The sequence below is a fragment of the Longitalea luteola genome, from assembly GCF_017356035.1.
Classification (GTDB): Bacteria; Bacteroidota; Bacteroidia; order Chitinophagales; family Chitinophagaceae; genus Niastella; species Niastella luteola.
Genome location: NZ_JAFIQX010000019.1, coordinates 22,373 through 46,909 on the forward strand (window position 1 = coordinate 22,373; position 24,537 = coordinate 46,909).

Sequence of the window (24,537 nt, forward strand, 5' to 3'; positions counted from 1 at the left end):
AATCATTATTATGAAGTTTGCTGCGCATATCCACATTTTTTATTGTTGCTTTATTCTATGGCTCCTTTTGGGTTTCTCTGAGACATCCGTTTTCTCTTTTATCTTATTCTTTTTTGTCGCCTTCTCTCCCTGCTCTTCCTTTTTTGCCGGCTTTTCGTTTTCAATCCTTGCATTTTTTTCCGCTGGGCCCTGCTTGTTAGCCTGTCCATATTTTTGGGTGAATTCCTTAACGCGCTCCCGAACGGTTTGCGCAAACTCTTTGTTGATCCAGCCATTCTTTTCGAGATCGGCAAGTTGAACAGGCATTTTTGTATTGGTTTCTTTGTCATGCCGGAATACATTTAAGGTGCCTAAACGGATATTGGGACTGACGAAAAGTTCAGTTATCTTACCATCATTACCGACAAACTTGGCAGACTGAAGATTTCCCCTTTCGAGGGATTCAAATAGTGATTTTTTAAACTGCGGGTTGGCAAGTTCTCTCATGCTATAATTAGCCGCTACTTTGTCCAGGTCGAATCCATAATTATCGTTACAGGTCTTTAGTTCATAGCGGCCATTTCCAAGAGGTGATTTAAGGTCGATCTGATCCCAAGCTTTATGTGACTGGTTTTGCACGTTTTGGTACAGGTTGCGTACGGGTCGCCCGATCAGGTAATTGAAGGCTTTTTTTACGGTGAAAGTCGTAAAGAATTTTGCTGGGTCTAGCTTTTTGTTGTGCGCATTCCGTTTGACGTCGTTTATATAAAACGTATCCTGTACATCTTCTTTTTTACCGGCCCTTTGGACCTGCATGTCAAACTTGTTGAGAAAATAATTATCGCTGTTGGCGGATTTGACGATATGGAACGTGGTCGTTGCCTTATTGCCGTCCCTATCCACTTCCAGGTGGGGATGCTTTATATAGGGCACGCCGTTTTTAATTTGCTCTGCCAATTCAGGGGTAAAGGCGTCTGCCTTACCGACTTTCTTAAATTCATTGGCGATATATTCAGCAGGAGTTACCATACACACAATTTTAATTGTCATTAAATCTTATTCACGCTCCCATGCAGACGCCCTTATCAGGGGTACTGCAATCTGCGGCGATGCTTATGCTTTGCCTCTTTAGCTGGCGTTTCTGCTTTTGAAGATGCCCGATGGTTCTGTGAAGCTGTGGCCAAGTGCTTGCTATCCTTTACTTGCTGATCGGACTGCACCAGGTTGGGGCTATGTACCGGATTAGCTGAAAGGAATTACGTTTGCTGTAACTGGTGTTCTGCTTTGAGGATATCACGGGCTTCCCCAATCTTCACATCTGCAGAAAATAAGCTTTTGTGATAGAGATCATGGGCAGCTTCTATAGCGCTAATAAAAATCTGGTTTGGTGACGGTGTTCGCCGGAACATGATTGTTCCAAAGTTGCGCAGCTACAATTTTTCCTTGTCCGTCCTGGGCCAGTTGCCGTAAATCCGCTTTTATGGCCTCTGCATTTTTGTAGCCCTTGATTACCTTTTCATCGCTTTCCGCAATCCCGTAGTGCCAGTCCGCCTGCTTCATCCGGTTGTCAAGGTTTCGGGTGTCAATTCCATTGATTTGCCTGTGTGCAATGAATGTATGGTGAAACAACGTTGCCTCATAACCGGGGAAATTATAATCGGAGCCTTCCTTGATAAAATGCAGCTTTAGACCCAGCTTATCCCTACCGGTTTCTGTTTCCAGGGCAAGGGTAAACCGCTCAGGATTTTTTTGAATGTTATTTTCCACTACATAACGGACGTCGCGGTCAATCCCCGTGGCGCTTACCCGCTGTTGAAGCGTTGTTACCATATGGTCAAGCCATAACCTATTTTCGGCTGACGCCTCCGGTTGACGAAGCTGTCCTATTTTATGATCCATAAGGTTGTAATTTTGAACTTGATAAAAATTCAAATGAGCGTTTATTCAACAGGCGTACAAGCCTGCGGCGGCTCAAAGCACCGCAGGTAAACAGTGGGCCCGTTGCAGTTTCGACCCTTATTGTAAGTCTGGAAGGACCTGTGCTCGAACAATTTTCCGGTTGCTTACTTTCAGACTTAAATGACGCCCGCCATTTTTTTCCATGATCTCAATGGCCAGGTATTTAGCGTCTGGCAAGGTGAACTTTTCAAAAGCGACTGACACGGTATTGCGGCTCATGCCTTCCACCGATTTGACATTGCCGGCGATATAGAGCGGCTTGAGTTCAATTTCCTGCGCAGCGGTACGTTTACTTTTCTTTTTGTCATGGATATAAAAACGGATGAAATCCACGTCATAGTTGATCGTAGAGTGGTTATCCAGCAGCAGTTGATAAAAAATAACATTGTCCTTTATATAGATACCATCCACCCTTGCCATTGCATCCCAACTGGCATCGACTATGCCTCGCATCATACGGTGGTTATCCAGAATTCCCTTGCAGTACGCCTCCAGGTCCTGCGGTTTCATCAGCTCCCCGTGGAAAGCGATATTCGCATTATTAGCGGCAACGGAGGGCGACAGCCGGTGCACCAGCATGGAGGGAGCCGGATCATATACCACCCTAAACGAGTACAGGCGGCCGTCCGCCGTTACCACGGTCAGGTTTGTTTCCTTGAAATTGGCCTGGCCGGCTTTTACCAGCACCAGGTTTTCCGCTTCCTTTACCTGTTCGGCGAGAACATCCGGCGTGCCGAGATCGACATGGCGAATGGCGGCGGGAAATAACAAACTGGTGGTTTTGTCGGTGGTAATTCCCATGTGTAAGACCACCGGTTGAGACCATGCAAACAAAGAAATGGAACTCACAAGAATCAACATCACAACTTGTTTCATATTATGGTTATTTAAGATTGAAGACCTATTTTATTCCTGGTTGTTTTTATCGACGAGCAATACGTGATAGCCGGCTTTTACCGTCACCTTAACGAGCCGTACTTTTCGGCTTAATAGATTTTTAGCAGCAGATATGCCAGCCGTGGCTGCCTGAACGCCGATATTGGGCTTTAAGCTGGCCATTTCAAGACCTTGCATGCTGTTGTCAACGGATTGTTTCGCCACATCGCGGGTAATACTGCCCGGTACATATACACCAGCGAGTCCATCTATATCGTGTACTTCCAACTGCGTCGGAAAAACGGATTGCTTGTAGCGTATGGAGTTGATAATTATTTCCAGCCTTTCACCATTGAGGGCGGCGGTACCATATATAAAGTTGTCTTTAGGGATCAGTGTGCCCGCGATATAGATGTCGTCCAGTAACCTGAGTTTAACGACCGAACCGTTGACCAGCGTTTGCATCTCATGCACAACCGCTTCAATGGCATTGTCGGAACCCTCGATCGCCTCCGGCTCACCGACACTATGAAGACCCGATGGCTGCAGCCGCTTGTTTTTATCATCGCTATCTTTTATTCCAAACCGGGACACCCTTCTGCTATCGTCAAACCGGCTGACGGAGAATACCTTTTTCTTCTGCTGAAGCGACTTTTCCTTCAGGCGCTCCCGCACCCGATCGGGATGTTGTATATCCATCACCTTGTCCAGCATTCCTTCCAGGCGTTCCATTTCCGGATCGTTCTGCTGCCGGTCCTTCATCATATTCATCATCTCCTCAAGTCGATCTACATCCGCGGAAATAGGCGTCGTTTCTTCTGAATGATCAGTAGTCCTGCCTGACGGACCAGGCTGCGGTTTATCGATCTGGCTTTGGATCATCGAAAGCCGTTGCATGATCTTTTCCTCGTTGGGATCTTTGTAACCCGGCCCATGCTCTGGTGAAGGGTTAAGACCGGTGGTATACTTCGATGGATATCGAGCCATCATGCCGGCGAGCTCGTTCGTATCCCTGTGCGCGGCACCCTGGTTGGGCAGCTGATAGTAGGGGTCGTTTTTGATGGCGGCTTCCGCCTTTTGTTCGACCTGTTGGGCTTTTTCATAGAAGGTTAACTTATCTTCCCTGCCGTTATCTTTTATGTTGGCTGAGGGAAGGTTTAAATTGAGGCCGTTTGATTTTTGAACAACGTCCTCTGCAGGCTTCCCCTTACCGCCACCCATAGCCCAGAATGCGATCGTGAAAAACGGCACAACCAGAATGGGCAGCATCAATAGGAAGTTTTTTTGTTTCTGTAATTTTCCAGACCGCACATTGTTTTCCATACTCACTTTTATTTTTGTTGTAATAAATACAGTTCTTCCAGCATACCGACCGTATCCATCAGGCCCGGCCTGGCCCTTAGTATGCTGTCATAAAGGGATCTGCCGTTTGCCGTGTTTTTGAGGCTATCCGTATACCGCTTGAAGTCCCTGACCTCTTTTATGTCTGCCTCGGTTACCAGTACACGCGGATACAGGTTTTCATCCCCCGTTTTGTTGGCATGTTCCGGAACCGATATGGCTTTTGGCTTGATCGATGCATCGGGCGCGGACGGGCGCCAAAAGGGCTTGACCACCAAATACAGGCTCATACCCCCGAACAGGAGGCAGACAGCAAACAGGAAGGCCTTTTTGCCCCCGGCAGAAAGTTTTTCCGTTTTACGATTGAGAAAACCGGCGATCTTTGTTTGCTTTTCGGTAACATAATTGCTGACGCCGGATGTAAGCCTGCGAGCCGAACGACTATCAGGCGACCCGTTTTCCTGTTTCTTTTTGCGATTCCACCACATAACTATCGATTTTCAGTTTTTAGGTCCCGGTTCTCCAGGGTTTTCCAGCGCTCAATCAGAAATCCATGCGGGTTGTGATCGGAACGGGCTACACTACGGAGGTATCCTTCCGTTACCAGGCTACGGGTAACAATAGTTGATGGACGGATAATCTTCTGCTGGGCATAGCATTGGAAGTAGATCGGACTCTTATTGACATCCACCATAACGCTGTCAATCGTTATCTCCTGCGAGATATTGCCAGAAATCAGATTACTGTAATAGCTGTTTTCTTTCAGGTTGTCATACTGGATCTTTGCCGACTGATCCGCCAGGTACAAAGCTTTTGTAATATTGGCCTGAATCACCTGATCGTCGGGATCGAGCGAGAAGAAATAGTGATGAAACATACGTACATGGTCACGTGCTTCCACCGGTATGTTCTCCTTGCGGTCAGAAGCCACGGCCTCCAGTACTTTGCCATTGGCCAGTATATAAATGCGCTGGTTGGCTTTTTCGAGGACCTTTTCACTGGTATAAAGCGAATAGCCGGCGATACAAACACATGCAAGCATCAGGAAAATGGAGAACAATTTGATATGCCGGAAGGCACTGTCGATATTTTTTAATTGCTTAAACATTTTGCACACATTTTTCAATCCCACAAAAAAGTTATTTACCTGAGAGCCGTCTTTCCAGGGCTGTCCCCATAGAGTGCATGGCGTGTCCGGCGGCAACCGTTTTATTGCCCAGCGCATTGCCACCACCACCGGCCTGTATAATATAGTTGGCAACTGTCGGCACCGTGAAATACCCAACAATTCCGATGACCATAAATACCAAATACGCAGCATCCGTTGCGCTAAAGGAGGTATCGCCGTTTTGGTATACCTGTTGGATATCGATTTTCAACATATTCTCCTGGATCTTACCGATAATGGCGCCAAAGATGTTCGCCACTGGCAACCACATGAAAATGTTAATGTACCGGGCCAGCCAAGCCCTTAACGTATGTTGGAAACCATCGAAAACACTGAGCCCAAAAACCAGCGGCCCAAGAATCGCAAGGACGATCATATAGAACGTCCGAATCGTGTTAATACATAGCGCTGCTGCTTGAAAAAGAATTTGCAAGACAATACTCAACCATTCCTTAATCGAGTTCCGGAAACTATACATGGCTTTTTCGGAGAAGAAGCTGATGCGGTTACCAATATCCTGGAGCCAGTTTTGGTCATCATCTGGAAAATTATACTTATACCATTGATCATAATCTCCGCTCCCACTTTCACCCACATACATTTTCCACGCTTTTGTCTTTTTTATGGCTTCTTCCTTCATTTTCAGCAATTGAGCCACCGCCTGGTTGGAGTTATCTACCATTGCACCGGTACCCGTAACCGTAGGTTCCATTACGAAGCGAATCATCTCAATAACCAGTTGAAAATTCAAAATTGCAAATCCGATCACAAAAGGCCTCAACAACGGGTAGAAGTCGATGGGCTCCGCACGCGCAATATGCCCCCATACCCTATACGCTATATACCAGGTAGCCGCAAACCCTGCAATGCCCCGGCCAACATCGCGCAGTTCTTTGCACAGCGGGTACATCTCTGTATATAATTCCGCCAGCACCTGATGCAAATTTTTGATCTCACCGGCCATCCCTCCTTGCGCAAAGGTCAAGGCAGGCGTCATGAGCACTACTGCAAGACACAGCAATGCCTGTTGAGTTGTTCTGTTCATATATTTAATGATTTACCGTTCTTTTCCTCAATTCCAGCGCTGCTGGTAATTCATTTTACACCTGAAATGATTCGGGACATTTCAACCTCATTCTTTTCTTTGGCCCGCTGCTTACTCAGCAGGTAGGCGTTGCTGTTAAAATGCCTAAGAAACCCCAATTGATCCTCCATTTCATCGAAAATTGAATCAATCGCTTTGATCCGCTCATCATCGGACATACGAAGCTTACCGGCGGTAATGACCATAATCAGATCATCGAGGTTATCGACACTTCGCTCAAATAGATTTTTGTACACGTTCGACATGTACTCAATTTCTGCAGGCGTGAAATGCTTATCGTCTTTGAAATGCTTGTAAGCCGTCTGATATTCTTTTACAATACGAATTTGGTATTGAATGATGTCTGCGACACGCTTATACTTCTTCACCGCAGTACTGACACCTAAAAGATTCTGAAGGAATAAGTCATGGATACTGAAGTTGCCCTCTGATATGTTCTTAATCGTGTTATACCCTTTCGTGATAATTTCATAACCGTCGTACATCTTTTGCAGGATACTTTTCAACTGTGCCAGCTTTTCTACATTCAACAGCAGTTGCTGAATCTCGAACTCCTGGGCGGCTACACGGGTAGGTTGCGCCAGTAGGAAAAATCCCAGTCCACACAAAAACACTCTCCACTTTTTCATACACCTCACGTTTATTCAAAGCCATATAATTTTTTTAACAGAAAGGACTCCCGGGCCGCCTGCGCCCTCTGATTAGCCAAGACCGCGGCCTGAGCGCAAAACGAAGAAGTAAAGGACAGCTGTTCTTTCGTTTCCCCGTAAATCCTGTCAATGAAGTCGATTCGTTCATCATCCTTCATCTCCATTTCTCCAGAGGTGATTACCCTGGTGAGATCGTCCAAGTTTTGGAGGGAAGCCGATTTGACATTGGCAAAGACAGCGGAAATATACTGGCGCTCAGTCGAAGCGAACTGACCGCTTCCATCGGTAAATTTGAGTAGCTCTTTAAAATGCCGGAGGATGGTCGCCTGATCAGAAAGGATAACGGCGACCCTGGAATAATTTCTTATAGCAGGATTTACAGACCGTAAAGAAAAAAAATAACCATTGTGTAAATTAAAATCACCTTGTTTAATATCCCCAATTAACCAGGTGCCATCTTTTACGATGGTATACCCCTTTTGAAGATAATCCGTGTACACTTGTAACGCAGCAATTTGATTCAACAGGTACCTGAGCTGCGTTCTTCTCTGGCGAAACCATTCGTTCCAGGTCTGCCCATAGCACACCTGCATGCTTACTGTAAGGGTAAGCACCCACACCAACTTTTTCATGTTATATGCTTTTCATTCTCACAAAATCACGCTGCACCGCATATATGAAACTAATGGCTATTGGAGGCCGTACAGTTTCTTAACCACTTCAATTTCGCCTTTCGCGCTCGCCCGCTGAATGCTAACGAACTTATTTTGCTCATTATATTGATCGAGATCGCGTTTATTTAGAGCAATATTCTCAGCGGCCCGGTTGATGATCTCCCTTCGTTTGGCATCCGTCATCTGCGTGGCAAACGAATTGATCACCAGGTACACCTGATCAAGATTTTTCAGGCTGGACTGCAAAATAGCGGAATACATTTGGTACATCCGGTCGATTTCTTCCGGTGTAAAGTTTTTATCCTGCCGAAACAATGCGTAGGCCGTCTTGTAATTGGTTACAATCTGCGCCTGCATCTCAATGATCTCTTTTACTTTATAATAGGTGGCTAATGTACTCTTAACGCGCCACAGCTCGTCAAAATAATTATCGTATAAATCCTTCTGCTTTTGGACCCAATAACTGATCTCATCCAACTTCAATTTAGACATGGTATTCTCAACCGTTTTCTGGGCGTTCTGCAACCAGATGGTCGCATTTTGCAGCCGTTGAATTTGTAAATCCATAGCTTTGATGGCTTTGACCACCGCCGCTTTTATCACTTCCATGATCGGGTCCTGAGCGCTGCTTTGAATTGGGATTACAGTAAGCATCAATCCGCACAAGATCACAACACACAATTTCTTTTTCATGGTCATTCAATTTTTTGATATTCTTTTGCGCCAATCTTCAAGAGCTTGTTTTTTACATCGAAAGCAATCGTACCTCCTGTGTTCTTTATATAAAGTGTTTTATCAGATGGCTGGTAGCTTGTTGTCCATGTCTCGGTACTAAATGATTCAGGGAGCGTTTTTCCATCTGCAGTTCTTGTAAACCGTTTGGACCGGTCAACCTGGAACGTTTCACTACCCGTCTCCGTCTGCCTTTTGATGCGGAGCGTGTCAACACCTCTTACATTGGTCGTTTCATAGATCGAATCATAAAAACTGCGCACATACATGCCAGGAATAAAATTAATCACCGCATTTTGGCTGCTTTCCTCCGCCTGTTGTCCTTGGCCGGAGCCTTCATTACATGCATAAACGAGCACCGCCACTGCCAAACTTAGAGTTATATTCTTCATTTTTTAAAAGGTTTTGATTAGCAAAAAGGCCTAACAATTTGCTCTTTTTTTTCATGTTTTCCATAACTCTAACCCGAATCGTTATCCACATTTGTGCACTAAAAAGGCACATTATTCTTCGGTCTGCGAGGCCACATATTCAATGGCCTTCCGGTAGTCGCCCCCAAACTTTTCCACGGCCTGCAACACCTGCAGTTTTTCTTTCTGGTCCGACGTATATGTGAAATATTCTTGTCGTGACACCTCCAACCGGTAGACCTTCGAATACGAACTACCCAACCCTACCCATAACTCCTTGTACCGGCGCCCGGGTTCGGGCGATTTGTTCAGGGAAAGGATCTCAGCCTTCTGCTTTTCCGTTATTCCCAACATCTGCTGGATCAGGTCGAACTTGTTCTGGTATTTTGACTGATCGAGCAGGATTTTCACATCGGCGTTATTAATGATGGCCTGCTTGATGATATCCGAGCTGATGATGTCCTCGATCTCCTGGGTTACCAGGCCCACCGACCCGGCGAACTTCCGCACCGTCTTAAACAGGTACTTGATGTACTCCGCCATTCCCTCACGGGCAATGGCCTTCCACGCTTCTTCGATAACGATCATCTTCCGCACACCCTTTAACTTCCGCATCTTCTCGATGAACGTCTGCATGATCGTGATGGTTACAACGGGGAACAATATCGGGTGATCCTTAATATTATCCAGTTCAAAGACTAAGAACTTCTGATCCAGCAGGTCCAGGTTTTCGGTGGCATTAAGCAAAAAGTCAAACTCGCCACCTTGGTAATACGGACGCAACACATACAAAAAGTTCATAACATCAAAGTCCTTTTCCTTTACCTGGTCTGCCCTGAGCACATCGATATAGTCCGACTGGAGAAATTCGTAAAAGGTATCAAAACAGGGAAACAGTTCCGGACGCTCTTTCAGCCTGTTGTAGTAGAGCTGGAGGGCATTGGACAGGGCTACATACTCACTCCTGTTAAAGTTTTCGTCACTGCGTTTCCAAAGGGCCAGCAACAACGTTTTGATCGATTCTTTTTTTTCGGTATCCAGCGTTTCGCCGGCTTTGATAAAAAACGGATTGAATTTGATGGGGTTATGTTCGTCATAGGTGAAGTAATACCCTTTCATCAATCCGCAGGTAATATTATAGGAATGCCCCACGTCCACGATCAAGACATGCGTACCCTGTTCGCAGTAGGAACGGACAATATGGTTAGTCAGGAACGATTTGCCACCCCCTGAGCCCGATAGACAAAATAGGTTGCGGTTGGACGTTAGTCCCCGTTCCATAGGCTCCTGCCAAAGGTCGGTGTGCACGGGCCTTCCTGTGAGGCGGTCTCCGAACCGAAGGCCAAACAGGCTAATGGAACTCCTGTAATTGGTTTCCAGGTTTAAAAAACAGCAAGCCTGCTCGGCAAACGTGTCGAACGCATCGTTTAATGGGAAATCACCGGCGTTACCTGGGATGCCTGCCCAGTGGATTTGTGCCGCACCATCCACTTCGTGTTTGGGGCACGCGTCCATCTGGGCGAGGGCGGAACTCACCAGGTTTTTGAGGTCTTTCAACCGTTCTTTTTCCTCTGTCCAAACCAGTACGTTAAAGTGTGCCCGTACCGGCAGCCGCTGCTGGCTGATGGCCTCATTTAAAAAGTCATTTGTAGCGTCCCGGGCAATGGCGTTTTCCCGGGAGTATGCGGACAGCGATTGCAGCCGGAGCCGTTTGCTTTCCAACTGCTTGATTGTTTTCTGTGCATCTTCAATAAATATGAACTGGTTGTACAGGTGATTGCAGGGAAGCAACTGGCCCAATACCGAGGCAAACCCGACACTGAACTTTGTACGCTCGGTCGAAAATTTGTCATAGTTAATCCGCGAACCGCAGTGCGAAGGAAGATCTGCCGCGTCCGCCAGCGTATACAGCTGGCAGTACTTGTCGCCCACCCGGATACCATCCTGAAAATTGATATCATTTAAGTAAACACCCGCGCCATTGGGCTGTAAGTTCATATAGCGTTCAATAAGCCCCGACTGATTATCGGTACCCGCCAGCTCGTCACTGGTCAGCCGCCGTAGGGTTAGAAATCCACTGTCCTGGAGAATGCGACAGAACTGGCCAACGGCGTCAAAAAATTCTTGCAGTACTTTTGGCTTTACCGATTCCTCGGGAACAATCGAGCTGCGAATCAAATTGGAGAATAATGAACTACCTGCTTTCCGGCCCTGTGGCTTTTTGGTCAGCATAATGTAGCAACTGTGATCGAGGTAAGGCCGATCCATAAAAAACCGCTCACTGCTCCTTGATAAAAAACTCCCCTCGGTTTCAAAATCGGCCTTCACACTCGATTCAGCAAACCAATCCTGCTTGTGAAACACGCACTGTTTGGGTAAGACCTTGATTGCTTTAATTAAGGTCTGGTGCAGGGTCTCATACTCCTGGTCACTCAATGTGAATAATTCAGGAAGTGTCACCTCGTATGCTACCGTCACGTCCCCCTGCTTCGACAGTACACAATCATTCTCTATACCCAGTATGGGCATGATGTCCTTCAGCTTTTTTTCCATAACTCACGAATTCAATCACACTGCTGTTCGGCAGAACTGATTATTTTTTAAGTCCGGTAAATTCCTTCCTCGAATAGCTTTTAACAGTGGTTGGGATGCTCCGCTTTGCCATCTTTTTCATCAAACCGTATTGACCATGCGTATGACTGAGTTTATAAACATAGGTCACCACATAGGCGCCAAGCGCCAAAATGATTCCCAAACAGATAAACGTATTGACACCACAGATAAAAAGGATGGCGAACAAGACCAGGAGAGCCAATAGAGCACCGCCCAAATACCATATATACTGTGCCTTCAAGCCTTTGAACTCCACGGGTTTGTTAATGCCCTTATTGATCTGGTATACGCTCGTTTCCATTCGTATCTGTTTTTAAGTTTACATACATGGTTTCATCTTTAGCTTGCGTTCTTCCAATCGTTGCTCGGATGGTTGCGGCAACACCTTCTGCATAAATGCCTGCTCTTCCTTCGATGGTTTTATATCCATCAGTGCATGTTTTTGTATCATGACATGTACCGCCCGGAGATTCAGATCCTGGATGTCCTCGGCCGACTGAAAAAAACCGGCAAATTGCTTATCATTCTTCAATCGAGAAAATGGAATGCTATACTTTGGATTCGCTACCGCAATCAACTTTTTTCCTTCCATGTCATACTGGTAGCTGACGCCTTTAATTTCCACAACCGGTAGTCTGGTTTTCATACAACAATTGTTTTATTGGATTCCGAAAAAGGATTTAATCACAGTGGCCACGACTACCAGGAAAACACAGCTGCCAAACCAAGCGGCCGCCACGCGCCCGGTGTCTGGGTCCCCACTATTCCATTTTTGAATCGAGTAGGTAAAAGCATTTCAGCTTAAACCTCTCACAGAACCGTACGTGAACCTCTCAGCTCATACGGCTCTTCTTATTCAGTCATGCTGCTTGTTTCCTATTTTTAGGACTCGCAGTAGGTTTGACTCCCCATTTCCAATGAGCGAACAGATTAGGATTAGCTAACGCTATATCCCCAAGCCTGTAGATCGCTCTGGTCTTGTGTTGTCGAAACCCTTTGAATTTGTCCTGAACCCAACGAGCCAACTTCATGTTTACTGGCATCAATGCATTTTTAAGTTCTTTTACATTGTGCTGACCATAGTAATTAATCCATCCCTGAATGATAGGATTGATTTGTTTTGCAATTTCTTCAAGTGTGAGTTGCACCCAGTAGCGTCTATTCCAACTTCTCACTTCTTCCCAAATCTTTTTCTTTGCAGCATGACTAATCGCTGGAGAAAAGTTCAGGAATGATTCTCCGGTTTTATCCTTTGCACGCCGTGGCCTGAAAGTGTAACCGAGGAAATCGAACTGAATACAATCATACTCAATGTTGCGATGGTTCTTTTTACAGTAAACAATCTTTGTTTTCGTCTCGTTGAGTTCCAACTTGCATTCTGCGAACCGTTCTTTAATGGCCTTCAGAATGAACTGTGCCTGCTTCAGGCTTACGCAGTGACAGATCGTATCATCTGCATACCGCTCGAAAGAGATGTTGGAATGTTTCCTTTTCATCCATTCGTCGAATGCGTAGTGCAGGAAAAGATTTGCGAGTACAGGCCCAATTACTGAGCCTTGTGGCACTCCCTTGTCTCTTTGCACCTGTGACCCATCTGCCAACTGGTAAGGAACAGTTAACCAACGCTGGATATACATCAATGCCCACTTGCATGTAACATGCTTGTTAACTGCCTTGATGAGAAGTTCGTGATCTATTGTATCGAAGAACTTGGAAATGTCCAGATCAACAACCCAATGAAACAAGTAGCTGCGATCCTTCGCTTTGGCTACCGCACTGAGCGCAGATTTGTTCTTTTGATACGCATACGAATCTTCATGGAAGTGCGGCTCAATGGACAGATTAATAGTTAAGACTACTACCATCTGTGCCACACGATCTCCAACTGTTGGAATACCGAGAGGTCTTTTCCCACCATTGGATTTTGGTATTTCTACCAATTTTACCGGAGGTGGTACGTAGCATCCTGAACTCATGCGGTTCCAGATTTTATAAAGATTACCTTTGAGGTTTTCCTCAAATTTTGCAATCGATACATCATCGATCCCGCTTGCGCCTTTGTTTGCTTTGACTCTCTGATACGCTTCCATAACAAGTTGTTTGGAAATCTCAAATGACTTTGCTTGTTTCATTAAATCCTCCTAATTGCTTAGTTGTTTAATTTAACTTGCTGAATAAGTTGACCCCTTCGCTCCACCTTCATTACAAAGGCTTCATCGCTACTACAGGTCAATCTGCCCCTGTGCTTAACATCGGTACTTTCATTCTTACAGGTTCACTGCTTGAACTTTTCCCTTAGCATCTAAGCCCAGGTTCCCAAGTTCCTCGTAAAAGCCTCTATGCAACTCGTGCCATCTCTATACCGGATGCCGCCTGAACAGTAAACAGGTTTCCTTCAGGCTAATCCCGAACTAAGTTTAGCGTTCGGTTTTGACATCGTCTTTGCGTCTTTCGGTACCTCATTGATGGTTCCCTTGCGGTCATCTTTTGCATAGTTACCTGCCGGTTTAAACCGACTTTTCGTGCATCGCTCACGACCAAAGCTCTTAACTAAAGCCGCATGCACTGGTTTGAAACCCGCTCCTGCAAGCTGGTTCCGAGGGGCCTACCCTCATCTTTTACGAAGCATCCAATTGCTGTTATTCAAGCAGCAATCAGTTCTTGGCACACTAAACCTTCACTGCACCGATGAGGCCGACAACAGCACCACACGCATACATCAGGTTGGTACCCGCAGCGTAGTAGCTGCGCACCTTCATATTCGCTTCATTGATACCAGCAGCCCCATCCTGGGCATAGATCGATGCTCCGACTAGTAATAGCGCCACTGTAAACGCGGAGGCATACACGACCCTCCTTTTGCTTTTTAAGCAATTCCTTACACACATTTTCATAACTCACTTGCTTATTTAAACTGATAAATAATCAACCGTACACACGAAGCAACCTTGGTGAGTCAACCGGGTTCGCCCTTAAAGGGGGGACCGGCAGCTCCATTCCGTCATCCTAACCCATCCATACACGCTGGATCTCTTCGTCACTCAGATCGACAGAACAATGATTTTCTGTTTCCACTCGAATAAATTCGTCAATGTCACTTCTGTAGTTTGTCTCTGAAAATTCCTTGTACTCCCGTACAATCAACTGCAGGCCCATGATAATTTCCTCCTTGATAAAGGATTTACCAGCGATGTCTTCCAAGAACTGGAGCAGTTCATCGGTAAGATTTTTTAACTGATTTTCCGTTTCCGCCTGGTTACGTAGCTTTGCAATGGTCCTTCCGGCCTGGGCGCTCGTTGGCGCAGCCGACGGCGTTTGCTGCTGGGGCCTTGTTAGAACCAACTTTTTCAATGCCGGTGTCTTTAACAAGCCGTATTTGTACAACAGCAGAAAAACAATCGCATAATAAACAGCAACAACCGCTATCACCACCGTCCAATACTCGCTCCAGGAAAATTTCTGCAACATAGTTTTCAATTTTGTTCGTGAATCGCTTTCCTGAACAAAGAAACGACTGAAAAGAAGGGGTTTTCACTCCTATTGCTCCTAGGAGCCTCAATAGCTTATTGAAAACCAATCAAAAAGAATATTATAATCGCTCCATGCGAGCGTGTAACGGAACGGGTGAGTCGACTGATGGAAATATAAAATAGGGAAGTGATGATGTAAAGCGGCCTCCGACCCAACGTATAATAACAAAAACAGAACCTTTAAATAACGATGACAAAGCTGTATTGTATAGCAATAGCCGCTGTTATTGCATCGTGTAAAAGCACGGGGAGCCAGCCGCCTGAACACCAGGGCGTGACCGTAACAACCTATATCAAGGTAGCCAAAGGCTACCATTACTCGCCGGATGTCTGCCAATATAAGGGGTACTATATAAACCAATAGTCGATGGCACCTATTACAGGGATAGCCTCACCGGAGCTGCTGTTTATAGGTCGGAAGGAAAGATCCAATACAGTAGAATAGAGCTGAATGATGATACTCTGTTTAAAAAGACACTCGGGTTGCCGGATGTTCGTAAGGTTACCATATCCAAAAGGGAGCTTACGGACGCCGGAAGGTTGTACACCATAGCTTGGAGGAAAAAGGACAGCGTCTTTTGCCTGCAATCGGATACATTGTTGGTGTATAACCTTCGCTAAAGATGCCGCTCGCCCGTTGGCGTTTGGCAACCAACATTAGGGGATTTTGCGCACGACTTTTACCATCTCCAGAAGCAAGTCAGTAACCTTACGTTTGGTCGTTTCCTCTACTGTGTAGTACTTGCCGTGAAAGTTGCCGGGAGAAATGGATTCCGTACGCTGGGAGGTATAACAGGCCGAAATGGAACGGAACAGTTCCTGGAGATTGCTGTTTGTGATCACACCCGTTTCTTTGAACACCCGTGTGAGCAGTGCCAGCACCGGCACGGTCACTGAAGTGTTGATCTTCGGGACGGATTCGACCCGTGTGACTGTTTCTTTCTTTTGGCCTGCCTGCCGTGCTAAAAGTTCGTGTTCGATCCATGTGACGAGATAATCGCGCACCGCTGGCCGCTGGGTGTACAGGGCCTTTTCCCCTTCAAAGGGAAGCTGGTAAAAGTAACTGCGCACGTGTTCCAACCATTCCCTTTTTTCCGCATCCGTTTGGAGGCCGGAAAGTTGTTCGCCAAAAATCCCAAAGCAGAATTGCAAAAATGCGGATGAATTAAAGTTTTTTACGATACAATATGCAGCAAGCGGCGACACCGGCGAAAAAGGCTCCCTGCCGGATACTTCCCTGATGGATAGCTCCTGTAAAAAGCCATTCAGGTAGGAAAGTTGTTCAAACGGTATCGGCCCATCGACAAACCTTCTGAGTTCGGACAAAAGGATGTCACGGAGGATCTCTTCGGTTTGGGACGGCTGTAAGGACCGTACCAGCTGCGCTTCTGCCTGCTGGACTGCCTTTCGGAACAACTCCAGCAGCGGCTTAGGCGCATAAGCGTTCCGGTCAACATGTTTTGGAAAGTATTCTTGAATAAAGCGCAGACACTGCTGAAGGTCCGCCATCACGGCGGTGTATAAGTCAAGAAGCTGCCGCCCGTTTTCGATTTGGTGAAGGTACCGGTCTACCGTATTGAGTAGAAAACAGAGCAATGCCTGGTAACCGGAAATCAGAATGCTGAACTGCTCTTCATTTCGCTGGTGGATAGCCTCCCTCATCAACCGATCCATAAACTCATTGCGTTCCTTGCCGGACTTTTCTAAATAGGAAGAAATGTTTGAACTGCCCGGTGCTTCGTTAAGCAAACGTGCCGGCAAAATCTCATTTCGGATAAAGTTGTGCCATATATCGTTTTTGACGATCTGCATCTATGACCAATTTCACGCTGGCAAATGACTTGGCCTTGAACCAATGCTACATCATAAGACATTAAAACAGAATACTATTTCCACTGGACAACGGAATACCATGTCAATAATTAACCGGTAATATCTCTGTTTATCAGTAATTAAGTAGTTAAACAAATGGGTTTTCGATCGTTTATCGGCCGCTATAAAACATAGGAATGCAAAAAAGTTAGTCTGCCCTGACGAAGAATCCTGTTATGAAGAATAAGTGAGCAGCAGTATATCCAACATTTATTGTATAATAATGTCGCACATCAACAGCCTTAACAATCGTTACCCGTTTACCTTTCCAAAGTAAGTTTTTAAGGTAGTGAACCTCTTACGAACAAGGTGACAAGCGAAAATACGCCTAACCCAACAAGGTTCAGCTTGACATTTATCAATATTTTTGATTGCGTATTCGGCTAAGCGTTTCTTCTGAAACGCCTAAAAATGAAGCAACATACCTCATTGGTACGCGCGTGATTAAGTCAGGAAAATTATTTAAAAACCACTCAAATCGTTCCCTTGTTTTCGTTGCTCTCTGCAGTTGGTAGGCATGCTCCTCCTTGAGCATGTAATACTTTTCAATTTGGACACGAATTATAAAATTCAACTCCAAAAATGTTTTATATGCAGTTTGCAGCTCCTCATATGTGAGGTACCAAAGTTCACAAGGCTCCAAAGCTTCAATACATTCATAGGACGGTTTCTGGGAGAAAAAACTTTGTACGGATATTGCAAGCTTGTTTTGCTGCAAAAACCAAGAGGTAATTTTCTTGTCATCTTCTATATAATAGCAGTGAAGAAGCCCCGAGCTTAAGAATGAACCGATCGAATTGGTTTGGCCTTTTTTGAGCAAGAGTTCCCTCTTTTTTAGTTTACGCATTTTTAAATTCTTTAAGATGAATCGTTGCAACTCATCGCTCATTGGATGTATCGAATTAAACTGCTGGAAAAGGGCTTCCATATAAAACTGTTAGCGGTTTAGATTTGTCTATAATAACGAATATAACAACTAACGGCAACAGTGAGTTGAACATTTCATAAATATTTGCTATATTGTGTTTACCAGAATTTCCGCCAATATCCTTTTCGTATATTAAAATTTTCTTTAACAAGAACGATCCATTATGGGCAACTTACTAATTAATCAAATCGCCGTTAATGTCGAAGTTGCAATCCTGCCCTATTCAGATGAAATGACTTATTTAAAATTTCACCCAAATAACCCTTTTATAAGATGTAATCTTAACTTACCGCATCGCTATCCAGGATACGGCAGCGAAATTGCCAATCAACCTTTACCGACCAGAGATATACATTGGATAATAGAAGAGGAAATAGTCATATCTCCTCCTTCACTGGATTTAAAAAAAGCATTCAATTGTTTCAATGCAGTTCCCTCGTTAGGCACAACGAAATATTCAATAAAGTTATGCGTCGATGTGCCTAATAATGACAAACCATTGCTTCTGCCTCCTACAACTGGGAGCGAAACCGGCCATACTTTTATAGTAGTCACAAAAACAGCCGGAGCAAAATCCATTACTCAGGTGTTCGGTTTCTACGCGATAAAACATCCCGGCTATTTGGATCCCTTTAAGGCATTACCAGGAACAATAAACAATAACCAATTAAGAGAGATTAATGCAAGCATAGAGATGGACCTGACCGAAAAACAATTCGAGACAAACAATTAGAAAAAAAGCGCTTGAGCTTGCTAAACAAAAGTATGCTGCTGACAGTTACAATTGCACTAATTTCGCGATGGATCTGTTTAACTCTGTAAGAAGGCAACCCATAACCATAGATACTTATACTTTTTATCTTCCAAATCTTAGTTTTCCTTCAAAACATCCGGCGCGAATTATATTAGATAAAACGCCGCAAATGTTGTTCAAAAAACTTAAAGACTTGAAAAAGAGTAATGATAAAGAATCATCTTGCATTGTGATAGATCAATCCAAAAAAACAATAGCGCCATTATCACATGGCGAATGCGAATAACCCATTAGTATGAAGAAATTTTTACTGATCATAGTTTCTTTAATCTTTATAACTAATTTACCACCTTTAAATTTGATTACCGGACCCGATGATATATTATATAGTAATGGTAATGGCACCTTTACATTTGCCGAAGTAAACACCAAAGGTCGAAATTATGATTTGTGCATTAGAATCTTCGAAGCCTTTAAATCGGCCCACAACAATGATACAATATTGTATAGGATTACACCTATGTACCCTTTTAAGTTTTGGCGATGGGGAGCCTACCTCACTAAAAAAAAATATAAGTTACAATATATGTCTTGGAAAGATATAGACGCTGTTCGAGGAAAGATTCGAAATAAATCCACCTGGCAAGACTTTTAATGTCCCGTAGCACCGACTTTTGAGCAATTTAATACTCCCTTATTTTCCCTTTTTGCTCTTAAGCCTTTTCTCCAGCTCCATATCAGAAATTTTATAGTAATAACCGGTAAAGAATTCGTCCAGTTTCAAGTCTAGCCCTTCTAGCAGGGCTGAGATAGTTGTAAAACTTGGATTTTTCCTTCCGTTCACTATTTGATTTATACTAGCGTATGGTATGCCCGAAGAAGCTTCAAGTTTTCTCAAACTATCAATCGTCACATTATCCAGCTTTCCCTTTTGCTTATTTGCCTTAGCAATTAACTTATTCTCCTCTATTCTCTTCATCACAGCCATCCCGAATTTCATTTTCAGTATTTCCTTCTCCTGAATAGTCATAGTTTATCTAAAAAGGGAAAATGACGGAATTTTAAAAAATATTTGATATGCGATCGCATATAACTCAAAATTTTTATTACCTTAGTATGAGCATTTATGAAAGAAAATTTATTCAGTATGATTTAACGGTATAGACATTTTATTGATTTGGCATTAACTTATGAGCTTCTCGCCACGGAAACCTGACAATTTCAACAGACGCGAGAACGTAAGTGTAATGCCCAGCCCTTATATTTACATAGGGTTGGGCTCGCTTATGTCTTTTGTGTCTGGCCATCGAAAGATGGTTGGCCTTGTCAGGGCCTCCGTGACAAAGGGCAGGCGGGTTCCAACCCTATTGTATTTAAAATTCTTTTAGCTCCGCCCCTGAACCTTCCTCCCTCAAGGCTCATTAATCCTTTCATTACTAAATATACTTATATGAATGAGCCATTAACCAATTCCGCCAGCCGTACAAGGTTTTCTGGTAAATCTCACAACCATCACCCTCAATGGTCCAACCAGCCAATACGTCTTATCGAAAAAGAAAAAAGAGATCCTTTACTGGTATTAGATGACTTTTTTGAATGTTATCATTTAAGAGATGTTCGAGAAAAACTATGGGAATGGGTCTCGGAAGTGGTAACCAGTCCAAATGAAATTGCGAGCGAACCACTTGAACGCAGCAGCAATCTTTACTTCTATGAAAAAGTTGAAGGGCTAATCGAAGCTGCGCATATATTGAGGAGAAAAATACATAAACATAGGCGCAAAAGGCAAAAGATAAAATCTAAGAAAATTGCTCATTCAACAGAAACAGGGTCCCGCAAAGTTAATATGCATGCGAAATCAGATGCGGTTACGGTAATTGATGAAGCAGCAACTCAAGAACATATATTAAACAAGCCAAAACAACTTCAGGAATATACGGATGAAGATCCAATGTATGTAATTACCGAAGTTTTTAAAAATGAATCGCTCGATTTTCTTAGAAACCAATTGCGCGACTGGAGACATATAGCGTTATCAGCTGACTGTGCAATATATGAAGAAGGCGAGCAACGGGAACAGTTACTAACTTTTTATGATCATTTGCTTGAACTGACAGAGGCGCTTTTTATCATTTATGCAAAAAACCAAAATTCATCTTCCACAAGGCACATGATAGAAGCTGAAAAACAGCAGATACTTAGTCAAGAGCAAATCGCTAACCCAATGCAGGTAGTATCTGCTTTCTTTGATCAATTCCCTTTAAATAACGCGATCCGTGAATTAAATGACTGGCAGGAAGCATCGATTTGTTTTACTGGTGTCTATCCAGAAAACATGAGCCCATTGAGCGCATTGATCACATACCGTAATGTACTATGTTTAATAAAAGCAGCCAACAGACTAATCAGTTGGAGGTTCGACCTGCTTTCAAATGAACATCGGCCAAATCATCAAAGCGGTTTACATACAACTGATGCCAGTTCACCCGAACGCATGGCATTCTAACATAACTACTAATCAAAGCCATAACCATAAAGTCCTGATGTGTCTACATTGGGGCTTTACTCTTAACCTGATGGTCGATTCCGAAGCGCGTGCCTCCCACTGTATGAAGCTTTAGTTATTGATTCTACTTATATCTTTTATTAAAATACTATGAATGATATTGGAATTCGGTTAAAACTCATCCGGCAAAGATGCAATATACATATACCTGCAATTGCAGCGGCAACTGGTATTGCAAAGGAAACGCTATATAAATGGGAAAAAGGCACCAAACCCAGCAACCTTAACAATTATCTTAGATTAAAAGACTATCTGGACCAGCTTGAAAGAAGCCAGGAATATAAAGCCTTCGAAGTCGAGAAACAGCAACCAGTAACTATAAAGCTTCCTTTGAATCCGGATGGCCCACCTATTCCACAAATAGATGGCAAAGCAGCCAGCGGCACAATATTATTTACCAATAATGACCCGGAATTGATTGTTGACCGCATCAGTGCTCCATTTCTTGGCAAGGTGGATGGTGTAATTGAAGTAATCGGCCATAGCATGGAGCCAACCTTTCCCAACGGTTGCCGGATAATTATTACCAGGATTAGAGATATTCAAACGCTCAACTGCGGATCGTACTATTACATAATTGATAGCAACTTTCAGGGAATTGTAAGGAAGATTTACCTGAGAGAAGATAAAAATTATCTTCAGCTGGTTGCTGATAATCCGGACCAGAATAAATTTCCACCCATGGAAAGAACTCGGCTACAGATAGAGGCAATCTTTAAGGTGAACGCAGCAATAATTAGATTTTAAAATTTTCTGTTATGGAAATTGTCAATCGTATTTTAAAATCACAGGCAATCCTTTTACTGGGAGTCGTTGATGGTTGTACTGATTAACAAGCCATCAATGGCAGTCGATTAATTCTTACACTTTTTTTATGGGAAACACGAACAGTCAACTTACCGAGCAAACACATTGTAATTGCCCCTCTCAATTGAAAAAGGACTTATTAGACGTCATAGAGCAGTACCTGAACGAAAAAAGGAAAGATATGGAATATGATCGAGAAATCGAGGCGGATGTGTATTACCTTTTAGGCAACAGCGAATTTGAAGACCATCTTCAGCTTTATTTACTTACTTCAGTTTCTGTGCTACACGCGCTCACCTTTAAAGACGTATCCGATAGCTTGAAGCAAAAAATTGGCATGCCGCGCTTTTTCGACTTATGTGATATGCTTCAAAGAATGGTACAGTTTTGTTGGGATATAAAAACTAATGACATTTCCGTGGCGCAATTGGATCAATTGATGTGGCGCTCTAACGACGTCGCGTGTACAGTTGAATATATCATGGAAACTAAAAATAAATATGAGCGATTATTAAAATATCTTGAAAGATAATTTTTTTTGAAAGAAAACGAAAAACCTATCCAATTATGAAACTAAGTCAAAAAGCACTCAAAGCAATAAACAATCCTGTCATCCGCCGCCAACTGATGGATGTTTTACATTGTACCGAGTTTACCATTGCCCGGTATATTCAAAAAAACAGTGACAATCTTACCAAAGCTGCTGCCCTTAAAGTAATCCGGGAAATAACCGGGCTGGCCGACAGTGAAATACTCGAAGAATTATAAATCGTACACCCGTATTTTGTGCCTATTCACATTGGACATATAATTCAGGCGGAGGTAGAGCTTAAACGGCTTACGCAAAAAGAATTTGGTGCCCTCATTCATAAAAATGAAAAGACAGTGCCAGATATATATAATCGCGCCACCATGTCAATAGATTTATTAGTGGCTATCTCGGTAGCCCTCAAAAAGGATTTTATTAAATTCTTTTATGATGCAGAACCTATGAAAAGTATCCGCGATGATGAAACTATCTTGTTGAAATCTGAAATACAAAAGATCATGCAGGAAAAAATTACCCTGGAAAGAGAATTGGCATTAATGCAAAACCTGGTAGAATCACAGAAAGAAACTATTTGCTTTGCCAAAGAGCAGCTAGACCATTATAAATCAAAGTTGCTAGAATTTAGTGGCAACAAACCTGGGCTTTCGGCTATCTAAAAGAATTTAACGAAGTTCTGGGAGCGAGATTCTAAATATTGGGTTCACATAATTAGTCAAATGACCGGCAGCCACTGCTAAAAAAAAAGCTACTAATCAGAACCGTTAACCAGAAGCCCCGATGTTTCTACATCGGGACTTTTAATTAAATCGGAATGTGTAAAAATATTTTTCATACCCACTTCCTCGCATGATGCTTTTGAGCATTTTATAAAAACGAATCTTATGACTATAAAGCATTCGAGTACATACAGGCTGGCATCGGTCAAAATATGCTGCAACCCTCAGCACTATATTATCTATACTGTAATTACAGCACACAGTGTAGTTACGGCTGTGTCCTGCAGCAGCAAGAATAAATGAATTAAAGGCAATCTTAGTTACTAGGATTCGTTCCCTGATCAAACGGTTGTTGTGACGCTCCGTTGCCGGGTCTTCGCCTTGATGGGCCAGTCAGGTTATGATATAACCGCTGTCCTTCCACTTCTTTGAAATTCGCATTAGATACTGTAATACCAGTTATGTGAAGGTTTACTTCCTTCGGTAGGTTCAAAGTCGTAAGAATATTTTTCAACTATACTTTTTGGTGTAGCAGTAAACAATGCATGCGAAGCAGCCATCCTGTTAATCTTAGCCAATAATAGTAGATCCATCAGCATTAAATCTATAACCTTTGGGTAAAATGACCCGCACATTTGTTAGACCGCCTTATTTTTTTAGAATCAGTATTGCATCGCTCCGAGCTTACGAATTGTTTCTTCAAAAAAAATCTCCACCCCACATGCTGGCGTCATGCTACGCATGACCGGAAGTTTTGTGGGGTCGTATTTTTTTATTCGAAAAATTCTCCAGCCTCCACGATGCAATGCACAGCGTTGCTGGCCAAAAAGAAAGAACGGGGCGCTACAAGCCCCAACTACACAAAATCTTTCTTAACAATTTAAACCTAAAGTTATGGCACACCTTAATGGAACAGTAACCAAAGACGCGAAAGTTATTACAACCCAAAACGGAAAACAGTTTGCCGCTTTCGACCTGGTAGAAAATATGAGCTACAAGGATAAAGACGGCAAAAGGGTGCAAAAGTCCTTTTATTACAATTGTATCTATTGGATCCAGCCGGAAAAAATAGCTCCTTACATCACCAAAGGAACAATTCTTAGCGTCCAATGCAACGTAGTCGCACGTGCTTATACTGATAGCGCCGGCAATGCAAAAGCCAGCAGCACCGCAACCATAGAGACAATTAAATTTTTAGGTCGTCGCTCAAAAAGTCTGAGCACCGAAGAAGCACCAAAGCTGGCAGCAACAGAAAAGCCTGAAACCATCGCTGAACCCGTGGATGATCTCCCTTTTTAATTCCCGCC

At 43.6% G+C, this 24,537-nt stretch carries 29 protein-coding genes; 8 read left to right on the forward strand and 21 right to left on the reverse strand.

Annotated features, from left to right (window positions below):
* Window positions 1–39: 39 nt before the first annotated feature.
* From JUB15_RS27635 to JUB15_RS27730, 20 genes are all read right to left on the reverse strand, one after another.
* Entirely contained in the window at window positions 40–1,008 is a 969-nt protein-coding gene (locus JUB15_RS27635) for a hypothetical protein (RefSeq protein WP_207515927.1), read from the reverse strand.
* A 339-nt stretch (window positions 1,009–1,347) separates the two neighbouring features.
* On the reverse strand, window positions 1,348–1,878 hold the full coding sequence (locus JUB15_RS27640; RefSeq protein ID WP_207515929.1) for a hypothetical protein: 531 nt from the start codon (window positions 1,876–1,878) through the stop codon (window positions 1,348–1,350).
* A gap of 117 nt (window positions 1,879–1,995) precedes the next feature.
* Window positions 1,996–2,814, reverse strand: coding sequence for a conjugative transposon protein TraN (gene traN / locus JUB15_RS27645; protein WP_207515931.1), 819 nt, complete (start codon window positions 2,812–2,814; stop codon window positions 1,996–1,998).
* 30 nt (window positions 2,815–2,844) lie between these two features.
* On the reverse strand, window positions 2,845–4,137 hold the full coding sequence (gene traM / locus JUB15_RS27650; protein ID WP_207515933.1) for a conjugative transposon protein TraM: 1,293 nt from the start codon (window positions 4,135–4,137) through the stop codon (window positions 2,845–2,847).
* A gap of 8 nt (window positions 4,138–4,145) precedes the next feature.
* On the reverse strand, window positions 4,146–4,643 hold the full coding sequence (locus tag JUB15_RS27655; RefSeq protein WP_207515935.1) for a hypothetical protein: 498 nt from the start codon (window positions 4,641–4,643) through the stop codon (window positions 4,146–4,148).
* Window positions 4,644–4,645: 2 nt separating this feature from the next.
* Window positions 4,646–5,263 carry a conjugative transposon protein TraK gene (traK, locus tag JUB15_RS27660; protein WP_207515936.1) on the reverse strand — a complete coding sequence of 206 codons (618 nt, stop codon included), beginning with the start codon at window positions 5,261–5,263 and terminating at the stop codon, window positions 4,646–4,648.
* 31 nt (window positions 5,264–5,294) lie between these two features.
* Window positions 5,295–6,368, reverse strand: a complete 1,074-nt coding sequence (traJ, locus tag JUB15_RS27665; RefSeq protein WP_207515938.1) for a conjugative transposon protein TraJ — start codon at window positions 6,366–6,368, stop codon at window positions 5,295–5,297.
* Window positions 6,369–6,418: 50 nt separating this feature from the next.
* Complete coding sequence (locus JUB15_RS27670) at window positions 6,419–7,057, reverse strand: TerB family tellurite resistance protein (RefSeq protein ID WP_207515940.1); 639 nt, start codon at window positions 7,055–7,057, stop codon at window positions 6,419–6,421.
* An 11-nt stretch (window positions 7,058–7,068) separates the two neighbouring features.
* Entirely contained in the window at window positions 7,069–7,710 is a 642-nt protein-coding gene (locus JUB15_RS27675; protein WP_207515942.1) for a hypothetical protein, read from the reverse strand.
* Window positions 7,711–7,767: 57 nt separating this feature from the next.
* Window positions 7,768–8,445, reverse strand: coding sequence for a conjugal transfer protein TraI (locus JUB15_RS27680; RefSeq protein WP_207515944.1), 678 nt, complete (start codon window positions 8,443–8,445; stop codon window positions 7,768–7,770).
* Between the two features lie 2 nt (window positions 8,446–8,447).
* A complete protein-coding gene (locus tag JUB15_RS27685; protein ID WP_207515946.1) occupies window positions 8,448–8,876 on the reverse strand; it encodes a hypothetical protein in 429 nt (142 codons plus the stop codon).
* A 111-nt stretch (window positions 8,877–8,987) separates the two neighbouring features.
* The gene (locus tag JUB15_RS27690) at window positions 8,988–11,447 is read right to left on the reverse strand and encodes a TraG family conjugative transposon ATPase (protein WP_207515947.1); all 2,460 of its coding nucleotides are present in this window, start codon (window positions 11,445–11,447) and stop codon (window positions 8,988–8,990) included.
* A gap of 40 nt (window positions 11,448–11,487) precedes the next feature.
* Entirely contained in the window at window positions 11,488–11,808 is a 321-nt protein-coding gene (locus JUB15_RS27695) for a DUF4133 domain-containing protein (protein ID WP_207515949.1), read from the reverse strand.
* 18 nt (window positions 11,809–11,826) lie between these two features.
* Window positions 11,827–12,153 carry a hypothetical protein gene (locus JUB15_RS27700; protein ID WP_207515951.1) on the reverse strand — a complete coding sequence of 109 codons (327 nt, stop codon included), beginning with the start codon at window positions 12,151–12,153 and terminating at the stop codon, window positions 11,827–11,829.
* A 12-nt stretch (window positions 12,154–12,165) separates the two neighbouring features.
* Complete coding sequence (locus JUB15_RS27705; protein ID WP_439651026.1) at window positions 12,166–12,285, reverse strand: DUF4134 family protein; 120 nt, start codon at window positions 12,283–12,285, stop codon at window positions 12,166–12,168.
* An 82-nt stretch (window positions 12,286–12,367) separates the two neighbouring features.
* Entirely contained in the window at window positions 12,368–13,639 is a 1,272-nt protein-coding gene (ltrA, locus tag JUB15_RS27710; protein ID WP_207515953.1) for a group II intron reverse transcriptase/maturase, read from the reverse strand.
* A gap of 537 nt (window positions 13,640–14,176) precedes the next feature.
* Window positions 14,177–14,401, reverse strand: coding sequence for a DUF4134 family protein (locus JUB15_RS27715; protein WP_439651025.1), 225 nt, complete (start codon window positions 14,399–14,401; stop codon window positions 14,177–14,179).
* Between the two features lie 112 nt (window positions 14,402–14,513).
* Window positions 14,514–14,975: a hypothetical protein gene (locus tag JUB15_RS27720; protein ID WP_207515955.1), complete on the reverse strand. Its 462-nt coding sequence runs from the start codon at window positions 14,973–14,975 to the stop codon at window positions 14,514–14,516.
* 719 nt (window positions 14,976–15,694) lie between these two features.
* Window positions 15,695–16,849, reverse strand: coding sequence for a hypothetical protein (locus JUB15_RS27725; RefSeq protein ID WP_207515957.1), 1,155 nt, complete (start codon window positions 16,847–16,849; stop codon window positions 15,695–15,697).
* 418 nt (window positions 16,850–17,267) lie between these two features.
* On the reverse strand, window positions 17,268–17,837 hold the full coding sequence (locus JUB15_RS27730; RefSeq protein WP_207515959.1) for a Crp/Fnr family transcriptional regulator: 570 nt from the start codon (window positions 17,835–17,837) through the stop codon (window positions 17,268–17,270).
* A gap of 163 nt (window positions 17,838–18,000) precedes the next feature.
* Between JUB15_RS27730 and JUB15_RS27735 the strand changes: the two genes are divergently transcribed.
* On the forward strand, window positions 18,001–18,570 hold the full coding sequence (locus tag JUB15_RS27735; RefSeq protein ID WP_207515960.1) for a hypothetical protein: 570 nt from the start codon (window positions 18,001–18,003) through the stop codon (window positions 18,568–18,570).
* A gap of 316 nt (window positions 18,571–18,886) precedes the next feature.
* A complete protein-coding gene (locus tag JUB15_RS27740) occupies window positions 18,887–19,246 on the forward strand; it encodes a hypothetical protein (protein ID WP_207515962.1) in 360 nt (119 codons plus the stop codon).
* Between the two features lie 39 nt (window positions 19,247–19,285).
* Here JUB15_RS27740 and JUB15_RS27745 read toward each other — a convergent pair whose 3' ends face one another.
* Entirely contained in the window at window positions 19,286–19,621 is a 336-nt protein-coding gene (locus JUB15_RS27745; protein ID WP_207515964.1) for a helix-turn-helix domain-containing protein, read from the reverse strand.
* 420 nt (window positions 19,622–20,041) lie between these two features.
* On the opposite strand from JUB15_RS27745, the gene JUB15_RS27750 reads away from it, so the two are divergent.
* The 6 genes from JUB15_RS27750 to JUB15_RS27775 all read left to right on the forward strand — a co-directional run bounded on the left by JUB15_RS27750 (window position 20,042) and on the right by JUB15_RS27775 (window position 24,529).
* Entirely contained in the window at window positions 20,042–21,097 is a 1,056-nt protein-coding gene (locus tag JUB15_RS27750) for a hypothetical protein (protein WP_207515966.1), read from the forward strand.
* Window positions 21,098–21,247: 150 nt separating this feature from the next.
* Window positions 21,248–21,904 carry a LexA family transcriptional regulator gene (locus tag JUB15_RS27755; protein ID WP_207515968.1) on the forward strand — a complete coding sequence of 219 codons (657 nt, stop codon included), beginning with the start codon at window positions 21,248–21,250 and terminating at the stop codon, window positions 21,902–21,904.
* 241 nt (window positions 21,905–22,145) lie between these two features.
* Complete coding sequence (locus JUB15_RS27760) at window positions 22,146–22,496, forward strand: hypothetical protein (protein WP_207515970.1); 351 nt, start codon at window positions 22,146–22,148, stop codon at window positions 22,494–22,496.
* 35 nt (window positions 22,497–22,531) lie between these two features.
* Entirely contained in the window at window positions 22,532–22,732 is a 201-nt protein-coding gene (locus tag JUB15_RS27765) for a hypothetical protein (RefSeq protein ID WP_207515972.1), read from the forward strand.
* Window positions 22,733–22,750: 18 nt separating this feature from the next.
* Window positions 22,751–23,170, forward strand: coding sequence for a hypothetical protein (locus JUB15_RS27770; RefSeq protein ID WP_207515974.1), 420 nt, complete (start codon window positions 22,751–22,753; stop codon window positions 23,168–23,170).
* Between the two features lie 954 nt (window positions 23,171–24,124).
* Window positions 24,125–24,529, forward strand: a complete 405-nt coding sequence (locus JUB15_RS27775) for a single-stranded DNA-binding protein (RefSeq protein WP_207515976.1) — start codon at window positions 24,125–24,127, stop codon at window positions 24,527–24,529.
* Window positions 24,530–24,537: the final 8 nt, after the last annotated feature.

Coding starts and splice junctions, on each gene's coding strand:
- JUB15_RS27635 (WP_207515927.1), bottom strand. CDS start 1,008: ATGGTAACTCCTGCTGAATATATCGCCAATGAATTTAAGAAAGTCGGT.
- JUB15_RS27640 (WP_207515929.1), bottom strand. CDS start 1,878: ATGGATCATAAAATAGGACAGCTTCGTCAACCGGAGGCGTCAGCCGAA.
- traN (WP_207515931.1), bottom strand. CDS start 2,814: ATGAAACAAGTTGTGATGTTGATTCTTGTGAGTTCCATTTCTTTGTTT.
- traM (WP_207515933.1), bottom strand. CDS start 4,137: ATGGAAAACAATGTGCGGTCTGGAAAATTACAGAAACAAAAAAACTTC.
- JUB15_RS27655 (WP_207515935.1), bottom strand. CDS start 4,643: ATGTGGTGGAATCGCAAAAAGAAACAGGAAAACGGGTCGCCTGATAGT.
- traK (WP_207515936.1), bottom strand. CDS start 5,263: ATGTTTAAGCAATTAAAAAATATCGACAGTGCCTTCCGGCATATCAAA.
- traJ (WP_207515938.1), bottom strand. CDS start 6,368: ATGAACAGAACAACTCAACAGGCATTGCTGTGTCTTGCAGTAGTGCTC.
- JUB15_RS27670 (WP_207515940.1), bottom strand. CDS start 7,057: ATGAAAAAGTGGAGAGTGTTTTTGTGTGGACTGGGATTTTTCCTACTG.
- JUB15_RS27675 (WP_207515942.1), bottom strand. CDS start 7,710: ATGAAAAAGTTGGTGTGGGTGCTTACCCTTACAGTAAGCATGCAGGTG.
- JUB15_RS27680 (WP_207515944.1), bottom strand. CDS start 8,445: ATGAAAAAGAAATTGTGTGTTGTGATCTTGTGCGGATTGATGCTTACT.
- JUB15_RS27685 (WP_207515946.1), bottom strand. CDS start 8,876: ATGAAGAATATAACTCTAAGTTTGGCAGTGGCGGTGCTCGTTTATGCA.
- JUB15_RS27690 (WP_207515947.1), bottom strand. CDS start 11,447: ATGGAAAAAAAGCTGAAGGACATCATGCCCATACTGGGTATAGAGAAT.
- JUB15_RS27695 (WP_207515949.1), bottom strand. CDS start 11,808: ATGGAAACGAGCGTATACCAGATCAATAAGGGCATTAACAAACCCGTG.
- JUB15_RS27700 (WP_207515951.1), bottom strand. CDS start 12,153: ATGAAAACCAGACTACCGGTTGTGGAAATTAAAGGCGTCAGCTACCAG.
- ltrA (WP_207515953.1), bottom strand. CDS start 13,639: ATGAAACAAGCAAAGTCATTTGAGATTTCCAAACAACTTGTTATGGAA.
- JUB15_RS27715 (WP_439651025.1), bottom strand. CDS start 14,401: ATGAAAATGTGTGTAAGGAATTGCTTAAAAAGCAAAAGGAGGGTCGTG.
- JUB15_RS27720 (WP_207515955.1), bottom strand. CDS start 14,975: ATGTTGCAGAAATTTTCCTGGAGCGAGTATTGGACGGTGGTGATAGCG.
- JUB15_RS27725 (WP_207515957.1), bottom strand. CDS start 16,849: ATGCAGATCGTCAAAAACGATATATGGCACAACTTTATCCGAAATGAG.
- JUB15_RS27730 (WP_207515959.1), bottom strand. CDS start 17,837: ATGGAAGCCCTTTTCCAGCAGTTTAATTCGATACATCCAATGAGCGAT.
- JUB15_RS27735 (WP_207515960.1), top strand. CDS start 18,001: ATGGGCAACTTACTAATTAATCAAATCGCCGTTAATGTCGAAGTTGCA.
- JUB15_RS27740 (WP_207515962.1), top strand. CDS start 18,887: ATGAAGAAATTTTTACTGATCATAGTTTCTTTAATCTTTATAACTAAT.
- JUB15_RS27745 (WP_207515964.1), bottom strand. CDS start 19,621: ATGACTATTCAGGAGAAGGAAATACTGAAAATGAAATTCGGGATGGCT.
- JUB15_RS27750 (WP_207515966.1), top strand. CDS start 20,042: ATGAATGAGCCATTAACCAATTCCGCCAGCCGTACAAGGTTTTCTGGT.
- JUB15_RS27755 (WP_207515968.1), top strand. CDS start 21,248: ATGAATGATATTGGAATTCGGTTAAAACTCATCCGGCAAAGATGCAAT.
- JUB15_RS27760 (WP_207515970.1), top strand. CDS start 22,146: ATGGAATATGATCGAGAAATCGAGGCGGATGTGTATTACCTTTTAGGC.
- JUB15_RS27765 (WP_207515972.1), top strand. CDS start 22,532: ATGAAACTAAGTCAAAAAGCACTCAAAGCAATAAACAATCCTGTCATC.
- JUB15_RS27775 (WP_207515976.1), top strand. CDS start 24,125: ATGGCACACCTTAATGGAACAGTAACCAAAGACGCGAAAGTTATTACA.